This window comes from Kordiimonas aquimaris (assembly GCF_025574485.1).
Taxonomy (GTDB): domain Bacteria; phylum Pseudomonadota; class Alphaproteobacteria; order Sphingomonadales; family Kordiimonadaceae; genus Kordiimonas; species Kordiimonas aquimaris.
In genome coordinates this window covers 30,125-52,653 of the sequence record NZ_JAOBPO010000006.1, presented here as the reverse complement: position 1 = coordinate 52,653, position 22,529 = coordinate 30,125, and the positions used below count along the sequence as shown (strand labels likewise).

Annotated in this window: 15 protein-coding genes; 5 read left to right on the top strand and 10 right to left on the bottom strand. The window is 44.0% G+C overall.

Features of this window, described 5'->3' with window-relative positions:
- The first annotated feature begins 92 nt into the window (after positions 1–92).
- The gene (locus OEU88_RS15965) at positions 93–761 is read left to right on the top strand and encodes a carbonic anhydrase (RefSeq protein WP_262696210.1); all 669 of its coding nucleotides are present in this window, start codon (positions 93–95) and stop codon (positions 759–761) included.
- Positions 762–775: 14 nt separating this feature from the next.
- Here OEU88_RS15965 and OEU88_RS15960 read toward each other — a convergent pair whose 3' ends face one another.
- The 7 genes from OEU88_RS15960 to OEU88_RS15930 all read right to left on the bottom strand — a co-directional run bounded on the left by OEU88_RS15960 (position 776) and on the right by OEU88_RS15930 (position 11,189).
- Complete coding sequence (locus tag OEU88_RS15960; protein WP_262696209.1) at positions 776–2,197, bottom strand: cryptochrome/photolyase family protein; 1,422 nt, start codon at positions 2,195–2,197, stop codon at positions 776–778.
- Positions 2,198–2,206: 9 nt separating this feature from the next.
- A complete protein-coding gene (locus OEU88_RS15955) occupies positions 2,207–2,917 on the bottom strand; it encodes an SDR family NAD(P)-dependent oxidoreductase (protein WP_262696208.1) in 711 nt (236 codons plus the stop codon).
- A gap of 124 nt (positions 2,918–3,041) precedes the next feature.
- Positions 3,042–4,589 (bottom strand): N-acyl-D-amino-acid deacylase family protein, encoded by a 1,548-nt coding sequence (locus OEU88_RS15950; protein ID WP_262696207.1) that lies wholly within the window; start codon positions 4,587–4,589, stop codon positions 3,042–3,044.
- Positions 4,590–4,593: 4 nt separating this feature from the next.
- Entirely contained in the window at positions 4,594–5,799 is a 1,206-nt protein-coding gene (locus tag OEU88_RS15945; protein ID WP_262696206.1) for a M14 family metallopeptidase, read from the bottom strand.
- Positions 5,796–7,040, bottom strand: coding sequence for a D-amino acid dehydrogenase (locus OEU88_RS15940; RefSeq protein WP_262696205.1), 1,245 nt, complete (start codon positions 7,038–7,040; stop codon positions 5,796–5,798). The genes OEU88_RS15945 and OEU88_RS15940 overlap by 4 nt, the downstream gene beginning before the upstream one ends.
- Before the next feature lie 52 nt (positions 7,041–7,092).
- On the bottom strand, positions 7,093–10,116 hold the full coding sequence (locus tag OEU88_RS15935) for a TonB-dependent receptor domain-containing protein (RefSeq protein WP_262696204.1): 3,024 nt from the start codon (positions 10,114–10,116) through the stop codon (positions 7,093–7,095).
- Positions 10,117–10,286: 170 nt separating this feature from the next.
- On the bottom strand, positions 10,287–11,189 hold the full coding sequence (locus OEU88_RS15930; protein WP_262696203.1) for a LysR family transcriptional regulator: 903 nt from the start codon (positions 11,187–11,189) through the stop codon (positions 10,287–10,289).
- A 325-nt stretch (positions 11,190–11,514) separates the two neighbouring features.
- Between OEU88_RS15930 and OEU88_RS15925 the strand changes: the two genes are divergently transcribed.
- Positions 11,515–12,846, top strand: coding sequence for an OprO/OprP family phosphate-selective porin (locus OEU88_RS15925; protein ID WP_262696201.1), 1,332 nt, complete (start codon positions 11,515–11,517; stop codon positions 12,844–12,846).
- 327 nt (positions 12,847–13,173) lie between these two features.
- Complete coding sequence (locus OEU88_RS15920; protein ID WP_262696200.1) at positions 13,174–15,057, top strand: metallophosphoesterase; 1,884 nt, start codon at positions 13,174–13,176, stop codon at positions 15,055–15,057.
- A gap of 14 nt (positions 15,058–15,071) precedes the next feature.
- On the opposite strand, the gene OEU88_RS15915 is transcribed toward OEU88_RS15920, so the two are convergent.
- From OEU88_RS15915 to OEU88_RS15905, 3 genes are all read right to left on the bottom strand, one after another.
- The gene (locus OEU88_RS15915; RefSeq protein ID WP_262696199.1) at positions 15,072–16,337 is read right to left on the bottom strand and encodes an inorganic phosphate transporter; all 1,266 of its coding nucleotides are present in this window, start codon (positions 16,335–16,337) and stop codon (positions 15,072–15,074) included.
- A gap of 40 nt (positions 16,338–16,377) precedes the next feature.
- On the bottom strand, positions 16,378–17,058 hold the full coding sequence (locus OEU88_RS15910; RefSeq protein WP_262696198.1) for a TIGR00153 family protein: 681 nt from the start codon (positions 17,056–17,058) through the stop codon (positions 16,378–16,380).
- Positions 17,059–17,475: 417 nt separating this feature from the next.
- Positions 17,476–18,510 carry a hypothetical protein gene (locus OEU88_RS15905; protein WP_262696197.1) on the bottom strand — a complete coding sequence of 345 codons (1,035 nt, stop codon included), beginning with the start codon at positions 18,508–18,510 and terminating at the stop codon, positions 17,476–17,478.
- Positions 18,511–18,861: 351 nt separating this feature from the next.
- Here OEU88_RS15905 and OEU88_RS15900 point away from each other — a divergent pair, with 351 nt between their 5' ends.
- On the top strand, positions 18,862–22,161 hold the full coding sequence (locus tag OEU88_RS15900) for a winged helix-turn-helix domain-containing protein (protein ID WP_262696196.1): 3,300 nt from the start codon (positions 18,862–18,864) through the stop codon (positions 22,159–22,161).
- Positions 22,151–22,528: a hypothetical protein gene (locus tag OEU88_RS15895; protein ID WP_262696195.1), complete on the top strand. Its 378-nt coding sequence runs from the start codon at positions 22,151–22,153 to the stop codon at positions 22,526–22,528. Before OEU88_RS15900 ends, OEU88_RS15895 begins: the two co-directional genes overlap by 11 nt.
- Position 22,529 lies beyond the last annotated feature (1 nt).

Sequence of the window (22,529 nt, the reverse complement as noted above, 5' to 3'; positions counted from 1 at the left end):
GAATAGTAATGTGCTGGTTTTGTATCTTTCGATAAAGATAAAACTTAAGCCTATACAAGAATTAATCTGATATTGAGCAGGAGAATCATATCATGCCACACTTTGCAGCAGGGGTAGTTAAATTTCAAAAAGAAGTTTTTCCCGAAAAGAAAGAGTTTTTTGAGAAACTAAGCACAGGCCAGTCGCCAGAAGCACTATTCATAACGTGTTCTGACTCGCGCATTGAAACAGCGATGATTACACAAACAGAACCTGGGCAGCTGTTCATCTGCCGTAATGCGGGAAACATTGTACCACCGCACACCAACAACACTGGTGCGATGACTGCATCTATTGAATTTGCGACCGCTGCATTGAATGTGCCGCATATCGTCGTTTGCGGCCATACAGAGTGCGGCGCAATGAAGGGCGCAATTGGCAACCCCGAAGACCTCAACGCATTACCTCATATTAAAGAATGGTTGGGCTATTCAAAAGCAGCTGTAGATATCGTCAAGCGAATGGGCGCAGACCTATCAGAAGAAGAGCAGATGAAAATGCTGTTGGAGCAAAATGTAATGCTGCAACTACAGCACCTGAAAACTCACCCAACTGTCGCGATGCGGTTAGCTATTGGTGATGTGCAACTGCATGGCTGGGTTTATGATATTAAATCCGGCGGCGTTACCGCATACGACGAAGCAAGCGGCAACTTTATCCCAGTTGACGAGCGTTACTCTGCAGAAATGGCTAAAATTGCAGCCATGCATAATTGTGAATGACGCTAAATTAGTAATTAAGTAAGGTTTTTCAGGCTTTTAAAAGCATCAAGGGCACGTACTCGAGATGTTTTCAAATCAACAATAGGTTTGGGATAATCTGTTCCCAAACCTACCCCTGCATTTTCCAACACATCAGCAGGTGCTTCCCATGGTGCAAATAAATACTTATCAGGCATATCTTGCAATTCAGGGACATATTTCCTGATATAAACTCCTTTTGGATCAAACTTTAAACCTTGACTGACAGGGTTGAAAATACGGAAATAAGGTGCAGCGTCTGCTCCAGAACCAGCAACCCACTGCCAACTCGCACTATTATTTGCAAGATCAGCGTCAACAAGTGTATCCCAAAACCACACCTCCCCTTTTCGCCAATCTATCAAAAGGTTTTTAATCAAAAACGAAGCAACAATCATGCGTACGCGATTATGCATATATCCGGTTTGCCACAATTCTCGCATGCCTGCGTCAACAATCGGAATGCCTGTCATGCCTCTTTGCCAAGCACTTAAAGCATCATTATTTTCGCCCCACGGAAATGTATCAAATTTTGCCTGAAAGTTTTCCTCTGGCAAGTTGGGAAAATGATACAATAAATGATAGGCGAACTCGCGCCAGCCCAATTCCGAACAAAAATGATCAAGGTCCTTGCCTTCAGCAACAGATCGAGCACGATACCAAACAGTGTTTGGAGATATCTCGCCAGTTTGAAGATAAGGAGAAAGACGTGAAACATTGGCTTTTGACGGAACGTTACGGCCTTCTTTGTATCCAGAAAGGCCATTTGCCAAGAAAATTTCCAAACATTCATAAGCACCTGCTTCACCCGGCTCCCAATGAGCCATCATAGCTTCATCCCAGCGAGGGTGTGATGGTAAAAGCTGTAGTTTTTCAAGCGGTAACGACAAGTCGTCAACAGCTGCCGAAATCGAGGATGGAACAGGTAATGGTTCACGAGGCGGGCTCGCTGCATGGCACCCTTTGTAATAAAACGGGCTAAACACGCGGTACGGCGTACCGTCAGCTTTAGCAACTTCCCATGGCTCCCACAATAATGAACCACAAAGGCTTTTGGCTGAAACACCCCGATCTTGAAGCATACTTTTAATCATACCATCGCGGCTAACACGCCATGGTTCATAACAGCGGTTCCAGAAAACATTCACGACATCAAAACGAGACAATAAACTTTCGAATACATCGGCTGCGTTGCCATGATATAGCGACAACATGCCGTCCAGAGATTTATATAAAGCAAGGAGGCTATGGTGCAACCAAACCCTGTTTGCTCCACCCATTTGCCAGTTACCTGCGCTTACATCGTCAAGAATATATATCGGTAAAACATGACCTGATTTGACGGCTTTACACAGCGCAGGATTATCAGCCAAACGTAAATCTTGGCGAAACCACATTATTGATAGCTTTTTCTTCATTAATATTACCTAAAAAGGAATGCGTTTACCGTTAAAATCAAATACAAAGCCTGTGTCAGCAGCTTTTAGATCAACAAGTACTTTTAGCATCATATCGGCAGAGTGATCAGGCGAGAATAGTTTACCGTCAGGTACGTTAGACTGAAACGGCTCCGATAACTTGCTATCAACAGTGCCGGGGTGCAAGCCAACAATTGCAGCAGACTTATTACGGCGTGCCAGCTCAATACTCGCTGTTTTAATAACCATGTTCAAAGCTGCTTTAGATGCTCTGTAAGCATACCAGCCACCAAGTTGATTATCGCTGATACTACCGACCCTTGCTGAGAGAACTGCCAAAGCAGAAGGTTCTTTTCGGTCTAGTTTTGGTGCAAAGTGTTTGATGGCTAAAGATGGCCCTATAGTGTTGACTGCGAAAAGTTGTTCGAACTTTTGCACTGAAAGTTCCCGCATCGATTTTTCAGGGCTCACCTGATCATCATGCAAGATGCCGCTAGCAATTATAATGAGGCTTAAAGCATTTTCAACGGAACCCGCAGCCATTTCAATCGACATTTCATCAAGCAAGTCTATATGAGATGAATGAACATTAGGCAGATCAAATTGCGTTGGTGAGCGGGAAAATGCCCGTATTTCAGACTCTGGATGATTGAAGGCAAGTTGTCTTATCAATGCGCCGCCAATAGCGCCAGACGCGCCGATAACTGCAATGTTGTTCATTGATCAGAACTCACCCTGTATATTTTCATACTCTGTATACGAAAATAGGGGTAACTGGTTCACTACAAAGATAATCTGTTCAGGTAATGTGAATTTAAAAATAGTGATTATCACTAATGAAAACTTATTGTACCAGCTTAATTACCTGACCTGGCATCGAAGGTTGAACGACTGTTTTTTCAATTACCATTTGCCCATTAATCCAAAGGTAAACCACACCTTTGGATATTTGATCTGGCTTTTCGTATGTCGCAACGGGTCCATAGGTTGCAGTGTCAAAAATCAAAACATCCGCTTTCATCCCTTCACGCAACACTCCGCGATCCTTAATACCAAAGGTTTCAGCCGTTAAAGCTGAAGACCGATAAATAAACTCTTCCAACGACAATGTTTTATGATCAACCACATACTGGCGATATTTCTGCGGAAAACTAGCAAACTTTCTAGGGTGGCCATCACCCCCGTCTGAACTTGTCATCACCCATTTTTGTCGCATGAAATTTTGAACATCATTTTCATTCATATTGAAGGATGCAATCTTCGCATCGCCTGCTAGAACTATCTCCACAGCAGTATCTATTGGTGCCTTGTCTAATTTTGCTGCGTATTGACCAAGATTTAAGCCTCGCCATTCATCGCTGCCACTTGTTAACAAAATTGACTCAGCTCCACCACGACGCCTTAGGTTTTCAGCCATGGCTTGTTTTAATTCACTTAGTCCATTTTCGTCACGCAAACGGGCGTGCAACGCATCTACACCGCCAGCCATAGCTGCACGCGGGATAAGCGCGTTACTAACTCTTGTGCCTGATGCAAGCCAGGGGTATTGGTCTGCCGTAACACGAATGCCTTCAGCATGAGCAGCTTCAATGATCTCAATAATCTCTTCACTCTGTCCCCACACATCAACGCCAAGTGCTTTGATATGTGCAATATGGACAGGTATTCTGGCTTCTCTTCCAATTTCGATTGCTTCACGAACAGCACCAACAACACCGATGGAATAATTGCTTTCATCCCTTAGGTGGCTCTCATACACACCGCCGTATTTTACAGCAATTTTCGCTAACTCGATGACTTCCTGTGTATCTGCAAAGCTGCCCGGCGCGTAAAACAGGCCACTAGACAAACCAAGAGCACCTGCCTTCATCGCTTTTTCAACCAGCTCTTTCATTTGTTCCAGTTCTTCGCTGGTTGCTTTACGGTTATCCAAACCAACAACAGCACGTCTAACTTGACCATGACCAACAAACAGGCCAAAATTTGCACCAAGTCCAGCCTCAGTCATTCTCTGGTATGCTTTTTCACTATCAACCGGCCCACCACCATCATTACCTGAAAAGACGGTTGTCGTACCTTGCGTTATATAACTTCTAAGATAGTCAACACCCTCGTCTGGCCGTTCCCCATACGCATGGGTGTGTGGGTCAATGAAACCTGGAGACACAACCATCCCGCTGGCATCAATAATATGCTGACTGACGTGATTGCCTGCATCGCCAACAAAGACAATTTTATCGCCAACAATACCAACATCTGCAATTCTGCCAGCACTCCCGGTACCATCAACAACAAGGCCACCACGAATAAGATAGTCATAGGGCTGCTCTGAACACGCACTAACAACGAAACAGATACATATACTCAATACCCTCAGGGTAATTTGGCGCATTAAATCAATCCTTTGTCTTGGTTTTCGCCTTTGCTTCAAGCAGAATATGCATCATTTCCTGAGCAAAAACTCGGGCGGCGTTTTCGATAGCTTCACGATCAGTTTCATCCCCAACTTCATAAGTGATTGCAGGTGCACCAAACGTCGAATAGACATAATTTTTTGAAGTTGGCAGTTCTGTTACCGGTCGCTCTGCTTGCTCAAATTCATAATTTGGCAAGCGTTCTCTTGCACGCTTCGACCATGTGACTGCAAAATCGGCTGGCGCTGTTATTTCTTCATTACCTTGCGTATAAAGAACATTACGTCCCGTTGAATGAAAATCTAAAAACAGCCACAATTTTTCATCCGCGTTGAAACGATTGAGTTCTTCCCTCATTAACTGAGTTTCTGGTTGCGTAAACGGACCCCAGTCTCTGTTTAAATCTTTAGAACCTGTGTTGTGACGCCAGTGCCCGTTTTCAACACCGTCAGGGTTAAGCATTGGTACAACAATCACACCGAACATTTCGAGGAACTGTTTCGAAAGATCAGAACCACCAAAAACTTCATCAACAAAAGGAAGCAATGCCAATGCACCAGTTACTTCCGGAGGATGCTGTCGCCCAACAACGAATATATAATCTTTTTGTGCTGCACCGCCTTTGGTCTCAACTTTAAAAATTGAACGCTTCTGTTTGGATTGACCAATTTGTTCAAAAAGCAAGTCATGGCTTGCAGTCAGTTCTCGCGCCCAATTTTTGTGAAATGCCGCGGTGAGCACTTCTTGTCCTGCAACATAAACTGGCTGATTTTCAAGAGCGATAGAAAGTTTGACACTACCGTCTTCAAGCACATCAACTGCATTGCGAGATAATCTGCTCCAATTTTCCTGGTCACTGGAAACTTTCGGCCAATAGCGATGCTTACCATGCGTATATTTTATCTCAATGCTGACCTCACCAGCTTCTGATGGCACCAATTTAAATGCATACCAAGGACTTGGGTTAATTGGTGGCTCATCTTCTGGCGTAATAAACACTCTGTAATGTGAAGCAGCAATTTGCTTACAACCATTTACCCTGCCACCGGAGAAATCAGCACTGATAACCAATGCATCAAATTTGCAAATTTGTTTCGGTTGATCTGCATTAGCAAATGATGACGGAACAACGACAACAAACAACGAAAGAAAAGCTACAAACATGTTCTTAATTGTAAATACCTTCATTGTGCTGCCCTTTGATCGTTTAAATATTCGGTGCCATTATTTGTCATCATTTTGGCTATGCGTTCCGCACTACCACATGCAAAAGTCCAGCCCAGCATACCGTGCCCTGTATTCAAAAACAGGTTTTGTATTTTGGTCCTCCCTATGATGGGCAGGCCATCAGGTGTCATTGGACGCGCACCAACCCACCCTGTACCAGAATGATGATAATCTCCAATCGCAGGAAACAGGCGCCTGGCGGTATCCTTTAATGCATTAAGTCGGTGCTCTCGTAAACTCATGTCATCGCCGTCATAATCGGCTAATCCAGCAATACGCACTTCACTTTGTAGCCGCGCGAAAACCAACTTGTTATCAGCATCCGTTAAGCTGATTGAAGGTGCCTGATCACTTGCAGGGATTGTAAAGCTATAGCCTTTAATTGGCTCAATAAGTACGGGAATACCGTAATTTTTAAGAAAAGATGCCGACCCTGCTCCAAGGCAGACAACAACACTGTCGGCAGCAAAAACTCCTTTGTCAGTTTGTATACCAACAACCTGATTTCCCACGGAAGCCAATCCGCGCACTGTTTGCTTCAACTTGACCGCAACGCCGTATTCTTCGGTACATATATGTGACAAAGCTGTTGTAAAACGCCGAGCGTCACCTACATGATCATCAGGAGCATAAACGCCGCCAACTATATCACCAAAGTGTTGCTTTATTGTGGGTTCGAGTTCCCAACACTCATCTGCGGTTAGCACGCGCATTTCTATGCCACGTGCCGACTTAACTCGCGCTGCTCGTTGCATATTTTTAAGGCCAGTTACACTTCTGGTGACAACCAGCTTGCCTGCTCGTTTATAGCGAAAAGATATATTGTGTTGGTCCAGCAATTCACGTAATGCGTCTCGGGACTCCAGCGAAAGTGTGATAGCTTGCTTGAGGTTTGTATTAACCTTGGGCTCGATACAGTTCCCAACAAAATGCGCGCCCCATTTCAAATGGTCAGGCGCGAGGGATAGTTCCTGTTTGCTATTAGGGTCTTTGCCTAACAGAATAGACGGTAATTTCTTAAGCATCGCAGGCGATGCCATAGGATCAACAAAACTATACGACAGTTGCGCACCATTAGCATAACTTGCACCAGCAGCAACTGAATTTGCCTGATCAAAAATCGTGACTTTGCATCCTCTTTTTGCAAGTGCAAATGCAGTTGTTACACCTATAACTCCAGCCCCCAATATGGCAACGTGCATTGCCTAAACTCCTCCGTTTAGAGAAATGGGGGCCAAAGCCCCCAACTCACGATTAGAACGTCTTGCGAACATCGATGAAGAAGAAACGTCCAGTTGCAGAATGAATTGATCCATAGAAGCCAAAGCTTTCATCCGCAAGTGGTGGATCCTGATCAAACAGGTTGTTAATCCCAACCCGGAACCTTGTACCTTCAAGAATACCGTCATCAACGCTGTAGCTAACGTTAGCGTTCATGGTGAACCAATCATCCACACGGAATAGAACACGCTCTCCGTTTATTGTCGCGTCCGCACTGGTATCATTGAATGCTCCAACATAACGTCCAAACAGGCCAGCACCCCAATTGTCTTTGCGCCAATTGATGCTAGATGTGAAACGCCATTCAGGGCGGCCATTTTGCTCAATCAAGTCACCAATACCGGCTACCTCAACAGAGTCTGGAAGACTACCTGAATTGACAGCATCCAGTAGTTGCTGCCCAAGAACACCTGGTGTTTGTGTGAATGTTTGCAGGTTTGCCGCATTGAATTTGAACGTAAACTGACCAGCATTATCCGTGTCAAAGCGATATACGGCAGCAAAATCAAAGCCTTCAACAGTTCGATCATCCAAATTGGTGTATGGATCGCGCACCTCAATGATTTCACCTGCTGGAGAAAGACTACTTGCTGCAAAAATTGCTTCAAGGTCAGCATCAACAGCACCGCGAACAACGTTAGGGTTAGAACTACCTTGTGTTCTCAGCAGAAGATCAAGAGCGATTTGGTTCTGATCTCCAAAAATACCAACAATACCACTTTGTTCCACACGCCAATAATCAGCGGTTAACGTTAGACCAGGGAGAAAACCTGGTTCCAGAACTACACCAATATTGTACTGCGTTGTATCTTCATTATCGAGAGCTTCAGTACCAGAGCGAACGCTTTCAACACCCTCACCAGGGCAAGCGCCAAGGTCTTCCAAATCACCGGCTTCAACACGTGCCTGACAAATCACCAGATCATCGCGTGTGTTAACGCGGCGAATACCGGTATCAAAGATTTGCACAAGATTTGGCGCACGGAAGCCTTCTGACCATGCACCACGGATCATCAAACCGTCAGTAACGACCCATGACGCCGCAACTTTTGGCTTAAATGTGGAACCTGATATCTCGAAATCTTCATAGCGTCCTGCAATTTGAAGATCAAAGCTTTGAACAAGCGGGATTTCCATATCTGGACTAACAACTGGTACAGCAAGTTCGGCAAAACCTGAAAGTACCCAGCGGCTGCCGGAAGTATCAGGTGTCGGACTTGACCCCAGCACATCACTTGTTGTTACAAATTGACCTGTAACACTGTCGGTGAATGTTGTTGTGCCATCAAGGCGGTCGTCACGGTCATCAAAGAAACCTTCGCGGCGTGCTTCAATACCTGTAGCAAAGCCAACATCACCGGCAGGCAAAGACCAAATAGAGCTATTTGAAAGCTTGAAATCCGTCAGGAATAACGTTGATTTATTGTCGCGCCTTACGTCAATTCGGAACGAGTCGAGAGTGGCTTCACTATTCGCAGGAGCCGTTGAGCCTGCCAGGTCAGTTAAGCTTCCCCCCGCAAACGGATTATATGCGCTAGCATCTGTACGTGCAATTGCCTGCTGGAACAACGTCAGCGAAAGGCGATTACTCGTTACGTCAGAAGTTTCAGCCTCGGAATACAATACTGCAGTATCATAATCCCAATCACCCCAACTCCCTCGGAAGCCGGCAAGGAAACGATAGCTATCGTCTGTCACGTTAGTAATACGCAAACCAGCATCCACAGGGCGTAAGTTACGCACCTGAATGTCTACACCTTCATCAGGCACGTTGGTCAGACCAGCAATCCTGTTGGGATTGGGTGATCCGTCTGGCAACGTTGTCGCACCAAATGGATTATAAAAAGCAGTAGCTGGAATGAAGAAACGCTGAGATGACAGAACAGAACCGTGTGATCCCTGAGACTCAAATTCGCTTCTGTAGTACCCTGCTTCGGCATAGAATTCGGTACCGTTTTCCAATTCGTGCGTTAACATCCCAAAAAAGTTAAAGCGATCTCTCGGTGAGTGTAGGTTTCTGCGTACATCAAAATCGTAACGCAATGGATCTTCAAGTGTCGTACCATTATCAAAACAAACACCATCACCACGATCAACAAGGCAGCTAGCAGCAAAATCACCTGAAGCTGGCTGCACGTGGAAATCATCATCACCTATTTCATCAATGCGAATACCTGCGCGGAACCTACCAAACGGTGAACTAATGGAAGTGTTGCGGAACTGACTATCGCCTTCAAAATCCGTTCCTTCCAAAAATTGTCGACGATCTGAGGATGCAGAAAAATCTCGCTCTGTAGCAGCAGTTCTATTGCGATTATAATAATTACCAAACAACGTAATATGTGTTGCTCCGCCATTAAGCTCAAAGCCAGCATTAGCATTGATAGTCAAGTCCTGCCTGCCCGTATTGTCAGCAAAGCCATATCGACCACCAATGGTGATTCCCTCGTAATCATCACGCAGCACAGTATTAACAACACCAGCAACAGCATCTGCACCATAAATCGCAGCGGCTCCATCGCGGAGCACCTCTACCCTGCTAACACCGAAGGTAGGAATGGTATTCGTATTTGACGACACAACTGGCACAAGGTTTTCAGTTTGGAAACCTGGGTGTAATACCATCCGCCGACCATTTAACAGGGTTAGTGTATTACCGGTACCGAGTGCACGTAGGTTGATCGAATTCACATCACCACGAGCACCATTGACACCACCACCAGTATTGTTTTCGTTAAAGGCAACAAACCCTGTTTGGGGAATGGAACGAAACAGTTCATCACCTGATACTGCGCCGGTTAGGTTAATGTCTTCAGTGTTTAATACTGATACTGGTAATGCACCAGTGATACGCGCGCCTTTGATTTGTGAACCAATAACTTGAATTTCTTCAATTGCATCAGCCTCAGTGTCGGTATCTTGTGCATAAACCGATGCGCTGACAAACGTGCATACAGTTGATAAAAGCAACCGTCTCAGGTTGTGTTGTTTTTTCATGATACTCCTCCCCAGGATTCAAATGATGGCGTTCTTTGCCAAATGTGATTGGTTATTACCCCCACAATAAACCACAGGTTTTAAGTAGGCTAATTCTGTTAATGAACAAACCCATAACCAAAAGTTATAGGTTGACGCTGTTTGTGACACAGCTGCCGAATACAGGAAAATCAGGTAATTTTTTCGGACATAAATTGATCGATAGTGTGCTGTAAATGAATAACGAAATCCTGACACACTAGAGATAACGGTTCGCTTTCCAGTGCCAGCGCCTTGATCTGAAACCTTGTCGGCCATTCAAGGCGTAAAACTTGTATGTCCGACTGTGGATCAGAACGGGCCGTTATCTCATCAATGATGGCAACCCCTGCCCCCATAGCAACCAATTGCTTTGCCATGTGGTATGTTTCCACACTTGCAACCGTATTAAAATCTAATCGACTTGCATCAATTTGCCGGTTGAGTTGTTGCCCAAGCGGACCACGCCCGTGCAGCTTGACGAACTGTAGGTCGTTTAAATCTGCAAGTGAAATTCGATCGTTCACAGGTAGAATTTTATTCCTGGGTGCAACACATACTAATTCGCCAGAACCAAGTACAAATTCTTGAACATTTGGGTAGCTTGCAGGATCAAATACGATACCCAGATCAATCTTCCCCTCATGCAATGATGTGATAATCTGATCAAGATGAAGTGTTTCAAGTACGAAACGGCTTTCGTCATTCGCCTCGATAAATGACGCCACAGCCTGCGGAATAACATTTAAACCCAGCGCAGGCGTTGACGCGATACGAATAACGCCTTCGTGTTTAGCGCCAAGGTTTTCAGAGAGCTTCTGCAGGCTATCTAAGTGTGTGTAAACTTTGGTCACTTCTTTAAAAAGCCGGTGCGCTTCCTGTGTTGGTATAAGCTTGCCCTTGACCCGCTCAAATAACCGGTAACCTAATTGGTCTTCAGCATGTTTTAGTACTTTACTAATAGAAGGCTGGGATACATTCAGAAGCTTTGCGGCATTGCTCACTGAAGCACTTGAGTAAACAGCATGAAACACCTCTATGTGACGCAAACGCATGCCGCATATCCTTTTTTATTTCACACATGATCAGATTATCACGAACCCAAAATACCTGAACATTTAAAAGCATATAGTAGGCTTTATCCTCCAATAGGCTACATTTTGTTACATAAATATTTCAAAAATATGACATTTGTCATAAAAGTGTAACAAACTTGCTAATTATACATTATCAAATAACTATCCTGTTGCGAATAAAAGCATGCGGTAACGTTGTGGAGAGGCATGGCCTACTGGTATGGTTTTGAGAAAAAACATCTCTGTCAGTCAATAACTAGAGATCGAAGTAAATACAAAGACAACCTTTTGAAAGACCTCGAAGATGAACACAAATCTTGCTGTCTCACTGCTTTCGGCTACCGCACTATTCCTAACCGGGATTTCACAAGCAAAAGCACAGTCTATTGAGGAATTGAAAGCACAAATCGCGGCACTCGCCAGACGCATAGAAGAATTGGAAAAAAACCAAACGACTATGCCAATACCGATTTCAGAGGCTGTACCGAAAGAAACTGTTTCAGTTGCAAACACACCGATCATCACAAAAGCTGAGCCTGGTTTTGCCCTGGGCACACCAGATGGCCTATTTGAATTCAATGTACGTGGACGCATACTCACTGATGTAGCCAGTATCACCGATGAAAATAACTCTACTGACATCAGGGCGACTGAGTTTCGGTCAGCCCGACTTGCTGTTGAAGGTAAAGCCTGGAAAAATATAGGCTACCGCTTGGTCGCAGATTTTGCCGAAAACGAAGTGTCTATTGAAGATGCTTACATTGAATATAAAACAGGGTTTGGCAAATTCCGGTTTGGTCATTTCAAGTCCAACAATTCATTAGAAGAAATTACATCTCTCAAGCACATAACATTTGCTGAACGCGCAGCTTTCACAGATGCATTCGATTTTGATCGTCATTTTGGCATAGGCTTTATCACCGGCAATGACAATTGGATGATAGAACTTGGTGCCTTTAAAGGTAACGCAGACTCTAATGCTGAAAATGAAAGCGAAGTATTTGCAGCTCGCGCAACATATGGTGATGAGCTCGAAAACGGCAAGTGGTTACTTGGCGCGTCTACAAGGTACCGCAACACCAAAGACGAAGCACCTCTGCGTTATCGCCAACGTGCGCATTTACACCTCAGCCCAAGCTTTATCGCAACAGATCGTGTCGCCACCGAAGATCTGTTTTACGGGTTTGAATCTGCTGTTCAATATGGATCATTTCATGCTGCCTCTGAAGTTGGTATTACGGACGCATATAATGCAGGCGCAGACGGCAGAGATGCACTGTTTTATGGCGGTTACTTCGAAGCAGGCTTTTTTCTGACTGGTGAGCACCAACCACTGGATATAAAGAAAGGTATCTGGGGCCGTCCAAAGATTATCAACCCGGCAACTGATGGTGGTATTGGGGCATGGCAAATAGCCGCTAAATTCGACAGAATTGATCTTACCAGCGATGGTGTATACGGCGGCGAACAAGACACCTATCTCATTGGTTTAAACTGGTATTTGAATCGTTATACTCGCGTTACAGCCAATTATAGCCACAATGAAATTGACAAAGCTTTAAATGTATCACTGAACAACCAAGATGGTGAAAATAGTGTGGATACTTTAAGCCTGAGATTTCAGGTTGATTGGTAATTCAGGTCCGGTCAAAATGTTACAGGCAAAGACTTATAGAAAATCGCAGAAATTATACTAATCATCCATAATAGTAGTCGCCTGATACAGTCTTTTATCTTACCTTTTTGTTAACGAAAAGGATATTGAGCAATGCTCAAGAGTTTCTACAGAGATCTTGTAGAGTGTGACGATGTCTATGATTATCGCGGCGTGTTATTACCGCGTGGTGTTCAATATCGTCAACTTTTCGTAACAGGCCCTCCTGGCTCTGGAAAGTCGACACTTATTAGGCGTCTGCGCGGCTGGCCTCTTGAAGGATATCTGGATTTAAGTAAACAATGGTGGTTGGACAGCACACTAACATTTCGTCCAAGAGAAGTTCATATAGGTGTCCCATTATTTGAATGCAAAGAGTCTTTAACCGTATTTGACAAAGATTGGTTGGCTAATTTCCGCTCGCTCGAAATGGATTGGTCTCGTGTACAAATTCCACCAAACCATGCTGGCTTCACAGCTAAAAACCTGCGGCAAAAATTTGTTTTTGAATTTGTTATTCCACCGCCTGAAAAAGCCTTGTTCTGGCGACAAAAGCGTGCGCAAAGCGGCTTATTCCCTTTTGAAAAGCACCTTGACCTCGACATAGTGAAGGCACAAAGCAAAGCATACCTCCAAATTGCACAACATCTGCACACTCAGGGAGTGCCCGTTCATGTGCGTGATGGCTACAATTCTCCGCCTAAGCAATTCTCGACGCCAGTAATCGCACTCGCAGATTCTGACCCACTTGTCGCACTTCCTGGCGTATGGATACGTTCTATTGCTAGCAAGCTGCGCGGAGACCACATAAGCGTATTAACACCCACGCCTAATGCACAAACGTTAGGAAGTATAAACAAACTACCACCAGCTGTAGAAAGGTTTCATCTCACTATTCGGAACAAGCGCTTGCTCATTATTAAAGATCAGCCTCTCGGTGATCCTGAAAAGAGCTACCCGAAAGACTGGCTCATCCTGGACATGAACAGATATCTTAACGGTGAAGGTGGCATGACGCACTTGAAGAGCGATTCAAGTGTACTGCTAGGTGGAAAATCGAAAACGATGCATACTCTGGCTCTACCCAAAATACTAAATAAAGAGCCAATAAAACTCATCAATAAAAAAGGTGTACTTTATATTGATAGAAACGAATCTACGGCCAAGATAGTTGTTCAGTCTTTACCTGATGATTATGACATTAAAAGGCTTCGCAACACACGTATCTCAGCTCTTGAAAGCTTGCATTCCATTTTTGGCGGCCCTTTTGAAATTCTGCCACCACATCAAGCTTTGAGTTTAATTAATGCTACTAATGAACTTCTCAAAAATGAAGCATACAGGCCTTTAAATCAATGGGGTGAACCGGGCGCGATTATTGAACTGCCAAGTGGTGTTAAGCCGGTAATCGTTGGTGACCTGCATGGTCAAATAGACAACCTTCTGAAAATCCTTGCCCTCCCTGAAGGTTTGCAAGGCATGGAGAGTGGACAATCGTGTTTGGTCTTACTTGGCGATATGGTCCACGGCGACATGGATCATGAACTGGAAAATATGGAAAGTTCCACTTTAATGCTTGATTTAATCATGACATTGAAATGTCGGTTTCCGCAAAACTTTTTTATGTTACGCGGCAATCACGAATCATTCTCAGCTGACGTTTCCAAGGCTGATGTAATGCAAGGTGTCCTCTTTGAACAACAATTGATAGAGCAACGCGGCATCGAGTATAGAGATCGAGTACAACAGTTTTTTCAAGGCTTACCTTATATCGTTAGATCAAAAGATTTCATTGCAACGCACGCAGCACCAGCGAGAGGAACCGTGTCATTCGAAACATTGGTAGATATTGCCAAACTTAAAGGTTACGCCTATGAAGTGACGCATAATCGGGTTATCCGCCCCGGGTTTTCAATGGGATATACAAAGGGCGATATTAAAAACTTCAGGAAAGCTTTGCGTGTCAAAAAAGGGACGCCATTTCTGGTTGGACACACCCGCCCCTCAGAGGAAGGAGGTGTATGGGAAAACTTTACTAGAATAAAGAATTTTCACATACTCTACAGCTCTGGCGTTAGCCGGTTTGGTTTCATGATTGGCCGACAAAATGGATTACAAGCCTATGAATTGGCTCGTGAACCCATTGTAGAATTCACGAACCAGCATTTAATCAGTGGACAACCTGAAGTCTGAAATTGCCCAAACTCTTACGAGAACATTCCTCGTATAATGTAGAAAAACAACGCAGCTAACACACCGCCTACAGGTAATGTAATAACCCATGACATTACGATGCCTGACACAACCCGAAGGTCGATAGCACCAACACCACGCGCCATTCCAACACCAACAACTGCACCAACTGCAATATGCGTAGTGGAAACAGGCATGCCTGTGCGAGATGCTAGCACAACAGTCGCCGCCGCAGCCATCGTCGCCGAGAAACCGCGTGTTGGTGTAAGCTCGGTAATCTTGGTGCCAATTGTGCGCATAACCTTATAACCGTATGTAGCAAGGCCGAGAATAATCCCGAAACCACCCAAGAGCAGTATCCACAACGGCAATCCAGATGACTGAAGCACCTCACCACCACTATTTACAATGCCAACCACCGCAGCAATTGGCCCTACACCATTGGCAACATCATTGGAGCCATGTGCGAATGCCATCCCACACGCGGTGAAAATCATCATGGGTATGAACACTTTTTCAACGCTTGAGAAATGATAGTCTTTATCGGCATGTTCATCGACTTTAACGCGTTTGATCATCAACCACCCGATAAATGCGGTAAACAAACCAAATCCGGAAGCTGCCATGAAGCTTTGTTCAATGGAAAGCTCCAAATCTAAATGCTTGAGGCCTTTAAAGAGAGTCACCAATGAAATGATAAACCCAACTAGAAAAATATAAACAGGCCCCCATTGTTTAGCACGCCGGAAAGGGTCATCCGTGTCTAAAATCAAAGAGCGTATGCTAATCATAAGCAAGAATGCGATAACAGCACCGATAGCTGGCGATATAATCCAGCTGAGAACAATCTCACCAATCTTCGGCCAATTGACGGCATCTATGCCAATCCCAGCAATAGCAAAGCCTACAATGGCGCCAATTATAGTATGAGTCGTGGAAACAGGCCAACCTCGATTGGAAGCAACCATGAGCCATATTGCAGCAGCCAGCAAAGCTGCCAGCATACCGTAAATAAGAATTTCCGGTGTTCCCGCAATCGCCGAAGGATCAATGATCCCCTTTCGTATTGTTTGTGTAACATGACCACCGGCCAAAGCCGCACCAGCGAACTCAAATACCGCAGCAATTCCGATAGCCGTCCCGACTGTTATGGCGCCTGAGCCCACAGATGTGCCCATCACATTGGCAACATCATTTGCTCCGATGCCCCATGTCATGTATAGGCCAAAAACAACAGCTACGATTATAAAAATCGTGCCGTATTGCGTAATAATATCCATTCTATTTCCAGCTCTGTATAGCTAATATGTTATTCTGTTTTTACCTGGCAATTAATAAGCGGAGGCGATTACCAACCATTTCCGCATAATCTGCCATCCCCCCAATATCTCTTATCAGTCGCGACCATAAAATTAGTGAAACGTCGCTGATCTGGCCTTCCATAGTAAACAATAAGCGAGTTAGGTCTGTACCCATTTGATCCGTATCTGACTCAATCTTGTTTAGTTCTGTTATCATGCTGCCAACGATCTCGCTTTCACGGCCCTTAAAGCCTACAACTATCAATTCGTCCAGCTCATTAATAATTTTCTCGCATAAAACACATGCGTCAATACAGCGTTGTACCAAAGCCAGAAGAGGCTCACTGAATGAAGGAATCACATCAAACTTACGTACTTGCAACAAACCAGCAATATCCTGTGCTGTATCAGCAATTTGGTCCTGCAGGTCTAGAATTTTCAGAATATCTCCGCGGTCCACCGGCATAAAAAGTGTTTTTGGTAGGTGTTCTCTTAAATCATGCTTGATCTTGTCGGCTTCACTCTCAAGCGCAAATATCTTATCAATAACAGCTTGGTGCTCAGCGTCATTACCAGCAATCAATGTTTCGAAAAGCGGCACAACCTCTGCTGCACAACGGCTGACCAGCTCAATATGCTCCTGCAGTGGCTTAAACGGCGAACGCGCAAACAGGTTCGCTATTGTAGGTTTTAAAACCATTTTTTGCTCCAAATAGGAAATGTAAAGCCCTGCTCGCTAACTCCCCAACTAACAAAGCATGCGTATCTAAACTGCATTGTAACGCCGATACTTCGCATCTCAAGGATTATTGCTTTTGATCAATCCTTTCTCTCTACAGACTGTAAATGAAGTTAATGTGAAAGTGGTCGGTTATATGACAACTATTTTAGGTGCTTAATTACAAAATCATTTTACGAAAACGATCTGCGTCAGCGTTTTATCTATATCGTGGTTGAAACGACGTTAGGTTATGTCAACTTATTGTTCATCTTAAACAATACTGTCACACTACTCTAGCCCAACGCCAATACCCTGCCTTTTAACTCCATGATACAGCATCATCGGATTTCCATAACAGGCCGGCCAAGCAGGCCGACCTTCTTTGTTGTTCAAATATTAGCCAGCACTATTTGGTGTTACACGTGCAATATAATAGGCGTGGCTGCCAGAGCCAGAATTACAATTGATCTCCAATGTGTAATTAGTCCCTGCATTTGTGTAGGACTGCTGATTATGATCATCTGTCGCCTCAGCCGCCCCTTGAGCAGTCCCACCCACTTGGCAATAACAGTTATTGTCAACATAAATGCCTGTCAGCGGACATTCAGTACCAAAAGCAAAGTCATGACTAGCTCCCGATGTGTCTGTGTAGTTATAAACAAAGCCTGCTTGGGTACCCACCAGCGCGTTATCATTCTTTGTTGTTACAACAAAACCGCCCACGGGGTACAAGTCCGTAGCAAACTGTATAGCGTTAGATATTTGAGGTGTAACGCTATCAACCTTACCGTGGACACAATATGGATTATTGTCCCCGCTTATTGTTAATTGTCCACCACCGTCCGTTATCTCATTCATAACAAAAGTGAAACATACAGCAGGTTTCAGCATGAAGAATAGGATAGGAATAAAGATAGCGACAATAACCGCGGCAATGATACCAACTATCCCGGCAACAGTAAGGACTTCCACACCGGCAAGCGCCGCAGCTGTCACTGCGGCACCAGCGTTGAGGGTTGCATTGAAAGCTGCAATTCCGGTTGCGATTGCACCGACTCCGGTTGCCAGCAATTCACCGGCCACCATTTCTGATGAGGGATCTTGTAACTTTTTGATATAGGCTAAAGTATTAACCATACTCGTAAGCTGTACTTTGATCGCTTCGCCTCGCGCATTTTTGAGCGCTTTATATTGTGAAGGTGTAAGGATCATAGGCACACCACCGGTTTCAGTAAGAGTCTTAAGTGTTTCGTCGTCCACAATACCTTTTAGTTTAGCGATTTGCTCATTAAAAAACTTCTGGCGAAGTTGTTCGATTTGCTCGTCTGATTTAGCCTTCTCAAGAAGCTTTGATTCTTCCGGAAATATTTCCCGGAAAGTCTTTTTCAGTTCGAAAATCTGATCCACATTTTGATTTGCTTTTTGTAACATTGGTCTGTTCTTTCCTAATTATAGAATGTGTTAATATTGTCATTCTGAGTTGAGATAAATTGATTGCAGTAATGACGGTTAGGAACGAAACACAATTAAAGAGAGTAGTCCTTACAAAGATATTGATTATTCTTACTGCGATCTTACCAAGGAAAATAATCAAATAAAAACAATATATTAACCATAATTTCTCACTTAACTTACGGTTAATTTTTATTAATCTACAAGCTTATGTATGCTCTTTTTGATTGTATATTAACTCAAAAAGATCAAGATGGTGGTGACTTTAAAACAAACATATTGGCGTTGGTTTACATCCTCAGGCTCAATACCCCAGTTGGTCAGAAGCATATGATTAATACAGCTTTTTATCTTGATGACTTGCTTGTTGAACCCCAGAAAAACCTGGTTCATTTGCCGTCAGGCCCGACATATATCCAGCCACGCTTAATGGATGTGTTGGTGATATTATGCAGCCGTCGCGGTAGGGTGTTAAGTGCAGAAAAGCTGCTTGAGCTTTGTTGGTCAAACAAGGCCCTAGGGGACAACCCTGTCCACAAATGTGTCGCAGAACTGAGACGGTTTTTGGGCGATCAAGCAAAAGCACCCAAATACATCAAAACAATCCCTCGCAAAGGGTACATGATTATAGCGGAAGTTAGCGAGATTGGATTATCCGGATCGGTAGCTGTAGATTTCTGGCTAGACCGAACACCATATCCGGGTAAACGATCATATGACACAACCGAAGCCGCAATTTTTTTTGGTCGCACTCAAGTTATCGAAGAAATTAGCAAGCATCTATATTTATTATCCGGAAAAACTACCCCATGGATTCACATCGTAGGAGCACCACGATGCGGCGTTAGTTCGCTTCTCAAGGCAGGAATCATTCCATATCTAAACAAAACTGAAAGCTGTGCGGGTAAACTGAGCGGAATATATCTATTCGATTTTTTGGAACATGCAGAGATAGCCCCTCATCAAGCCCTACTATATTGGTTATTCCAAGAAGGCTTAATGAGTAGGGACAAAACGCGGTCTCACTATGAACAATTGTTAGTCTCATCCTTAGAGGGAGATACCGGTGCCGCGGACTTACTAAATGTTGCATTCAGGAAAAACCAACATAAAGCACCGACAGATAAGCTATCAACGCTTATAATTGATCATCTTAATATTCCGTTAGATTGTGGATCAACAAAGTATATTGCTTTGTTAGGTCTCCTTTTATCTAAATTAAGCGAAAGTGGATATTTTCGCTTAATTACAGCAGCTAAACCTGCAAGTAAAAAAATTTTACATCAATGTTCTGTCAACTTTGCACGAGCATTTCGATATACAGTCCCAGAATTCAATCAAAGCGAAATAGAAGATGTTCTACGCTTTCCAGCAATTGCGGCAGGTCTTGAATTTGATTTTGATGAAACAGCCCGCGAACCACTTGATGCGATAATTGTTCACGATATATCTAAGCAGCAAGTCCCTGTAGGGGCTATACAGGAGATGCTATTCTACCTCTACCATGGTAGGTCTCAAAACAGAATTACATTTAGACAATATCGCCAAATGGGTGGTGTTGCAGGATTTCTTGCGAAACAAGCAGACGAGGTACTGGCTGAAGTTTCAGAAAAAGAACGAAGAAGTCTTTCATATCTAATTGTTTCTTTCATAAAATTGAATGCAGCCGGAGATGATTTGGTCTGCGCCGACCCCATGCTATTAAACACGCTTGGAAGCGATAGTGAAAAACAACTAATTGCAAAGCTTATCGACAGTAATATTTTAAAAGCAACGATCGTTGATGGTTGGATTGGCGTCCAACTGGCACACCGCGGCCTTATTGAAAAATGGAGCATATGCAGCACGTGGCTAGGCACTAATATCGAAACAATGTACGCCCGCCATGACCTTAAAACGGCCGCTGACCGCTGGAAATCCCATGACAAACAGGAGAGATACCTTGGCATATCGCGGGAAACCGCAAACAAGGCACGACAGATATCGCATCATCCTTCATATGCGTTTCTTCCGCATGAATTAACATTCATTGAAAAATCTGCTGCTCAAATGTCTCGCAGAAAAAGAATACGGCACACTGCAATCGGAGTGATTAGTTCAGCAGCTATAGGGTTAGCGGCCCTTAGCTATTCGCTTATTCAAAAGAATACGCAGTTGCAACAGACAAAGCAAAATGCTGAAAGCTTGATTTCAGCAGTATTGCATGATTTGAAGCAAAAGCTTGAACCGATTGACAAGCTGGAACTTATCGAAATTGTTGGTGCCCGAGCACAAGACTATTTTGAAGCAGCTGGTACAGATCAGTTGACGGAAGAATCACTTACGCAATGGGCAGAAGCCCTGAATATTATGGGACAAGTTCGCACCGAAAAACTGGAATATGATCGAGCGCTTCCTTTTTTCGAAAATAGCGCAGCGTTATTGAATGGTGCACACCAAGGGTTTCTCAATAAGGCAAGTCTACTAGAGCAAGCCATGATCACGCACTATTGGCTAGGTTACATTCCATTCAAGCAAGGTGACTATGCTGCGGTAAAACAGCATTGGGAAACCTACCTTGATATCGCATCTCAACTCATCGAATTAGAGAATTCAAATATTAATTGGCACATCGAAAAATCATATGCTTTAACTAACCTTGGCTCGCTTGCTGAAAAAACTGGTAACCTTAGAGCTGCTGAACAATATCTAGGCCTTTCTGCAGATATGAAACAGCAGATTTTACAGCGCCGCCCCAATGACACAACAATTCGCTCTGGTTTGGCGAATACCCTTTCCTGGCAAGCCACTACGTTGATGAAAACCGGGCAGCTTAAGCAAGCGCGCATCATATATGAAACTGCTCTCGCAGAAGCAAAAACTCTTCAGTCATCAGTGCCTGATGACTACAAAAGGGTGCGTCAGCGCGCACTTCTAGAGCATCGTTTGGCACTCTCTCTCTATGACCTTGGAGAGCTGACATATGCCGATCAATACACCAAAGCCACACAGATCCATTTGAGGCAACTAATGACAAATGACCCAATGAACAACCGTTACAAACAACGGATGTTTTGGTCGATGTTATTGCGAACAAAGGTGTTACGCCACTTGAATATGATTGATGAAGGGCTCAATCAAATAAGCGAGGCGTCTGCGTTGTATGCAACGATATCACTAGATACAGCTGAAGACTTTATACCTCTTATTCAACAGGAACAAGCGCGCCTGTTTGCTGCTATGAATCAAAATTCAGCAGCAATCGTCATGATAGACAGAGCAATAGACGCCCAAAGTATGATCGCTCAGGATACCGCGCAAGCTATTACGCTAAACGCCGAATTACTGGTCACCAAGGCTCAGTTAATCAGCTTTTGCTGTGATGGCAGTAAGCCTGACTTTGCTGCAGACCTTAGGGAGGCCGGTGTCAAACTGACCCAAGCAACCAAAGACCCAAGACCTCCAAAGGTGCAAGCCTTGCTTCTTGCTCTTTCTCAGCTACTAGCATCACCAGAGATCGATCAGGGAATTTCTGCCAAGTTAATGGCAACGAGTTATCGAAATCCTGACTTGTCGACATTTTTACCTATCGGCACTACCGACACACCTTACCTACAAGCAGATGCAAAAGGAGATTCTCATGAACGCTGACCTATCCAAGACTTATTATCTAACGATTGAAAAAGAAAAGCATTACTATTGGCACAACCCAGAATGTAACGAGCCCAAGGCCGGGCCGGTTATTATACCACAAGGTACATCTACAATTGAAATCTTTCTTAAGACATCTGGTTACAATATCCACTCATGGGGCGTCAAACCTCAGCCTCCGGAAGGCAGCTTCACTGCACCGTCCTTTGCTCCTGACGGCAATTCGATAAAGATCATAAATGCAAATAAGAACGAGAATGAAAGCCCTATTAATTATCATGTGGCAATTAATGTGAAGAGCCCTTCTGGCGAAATCATCAATTGTGATCCAGAAGTGGAAGATGAAGGTACACATGAGTTGCGCTAAG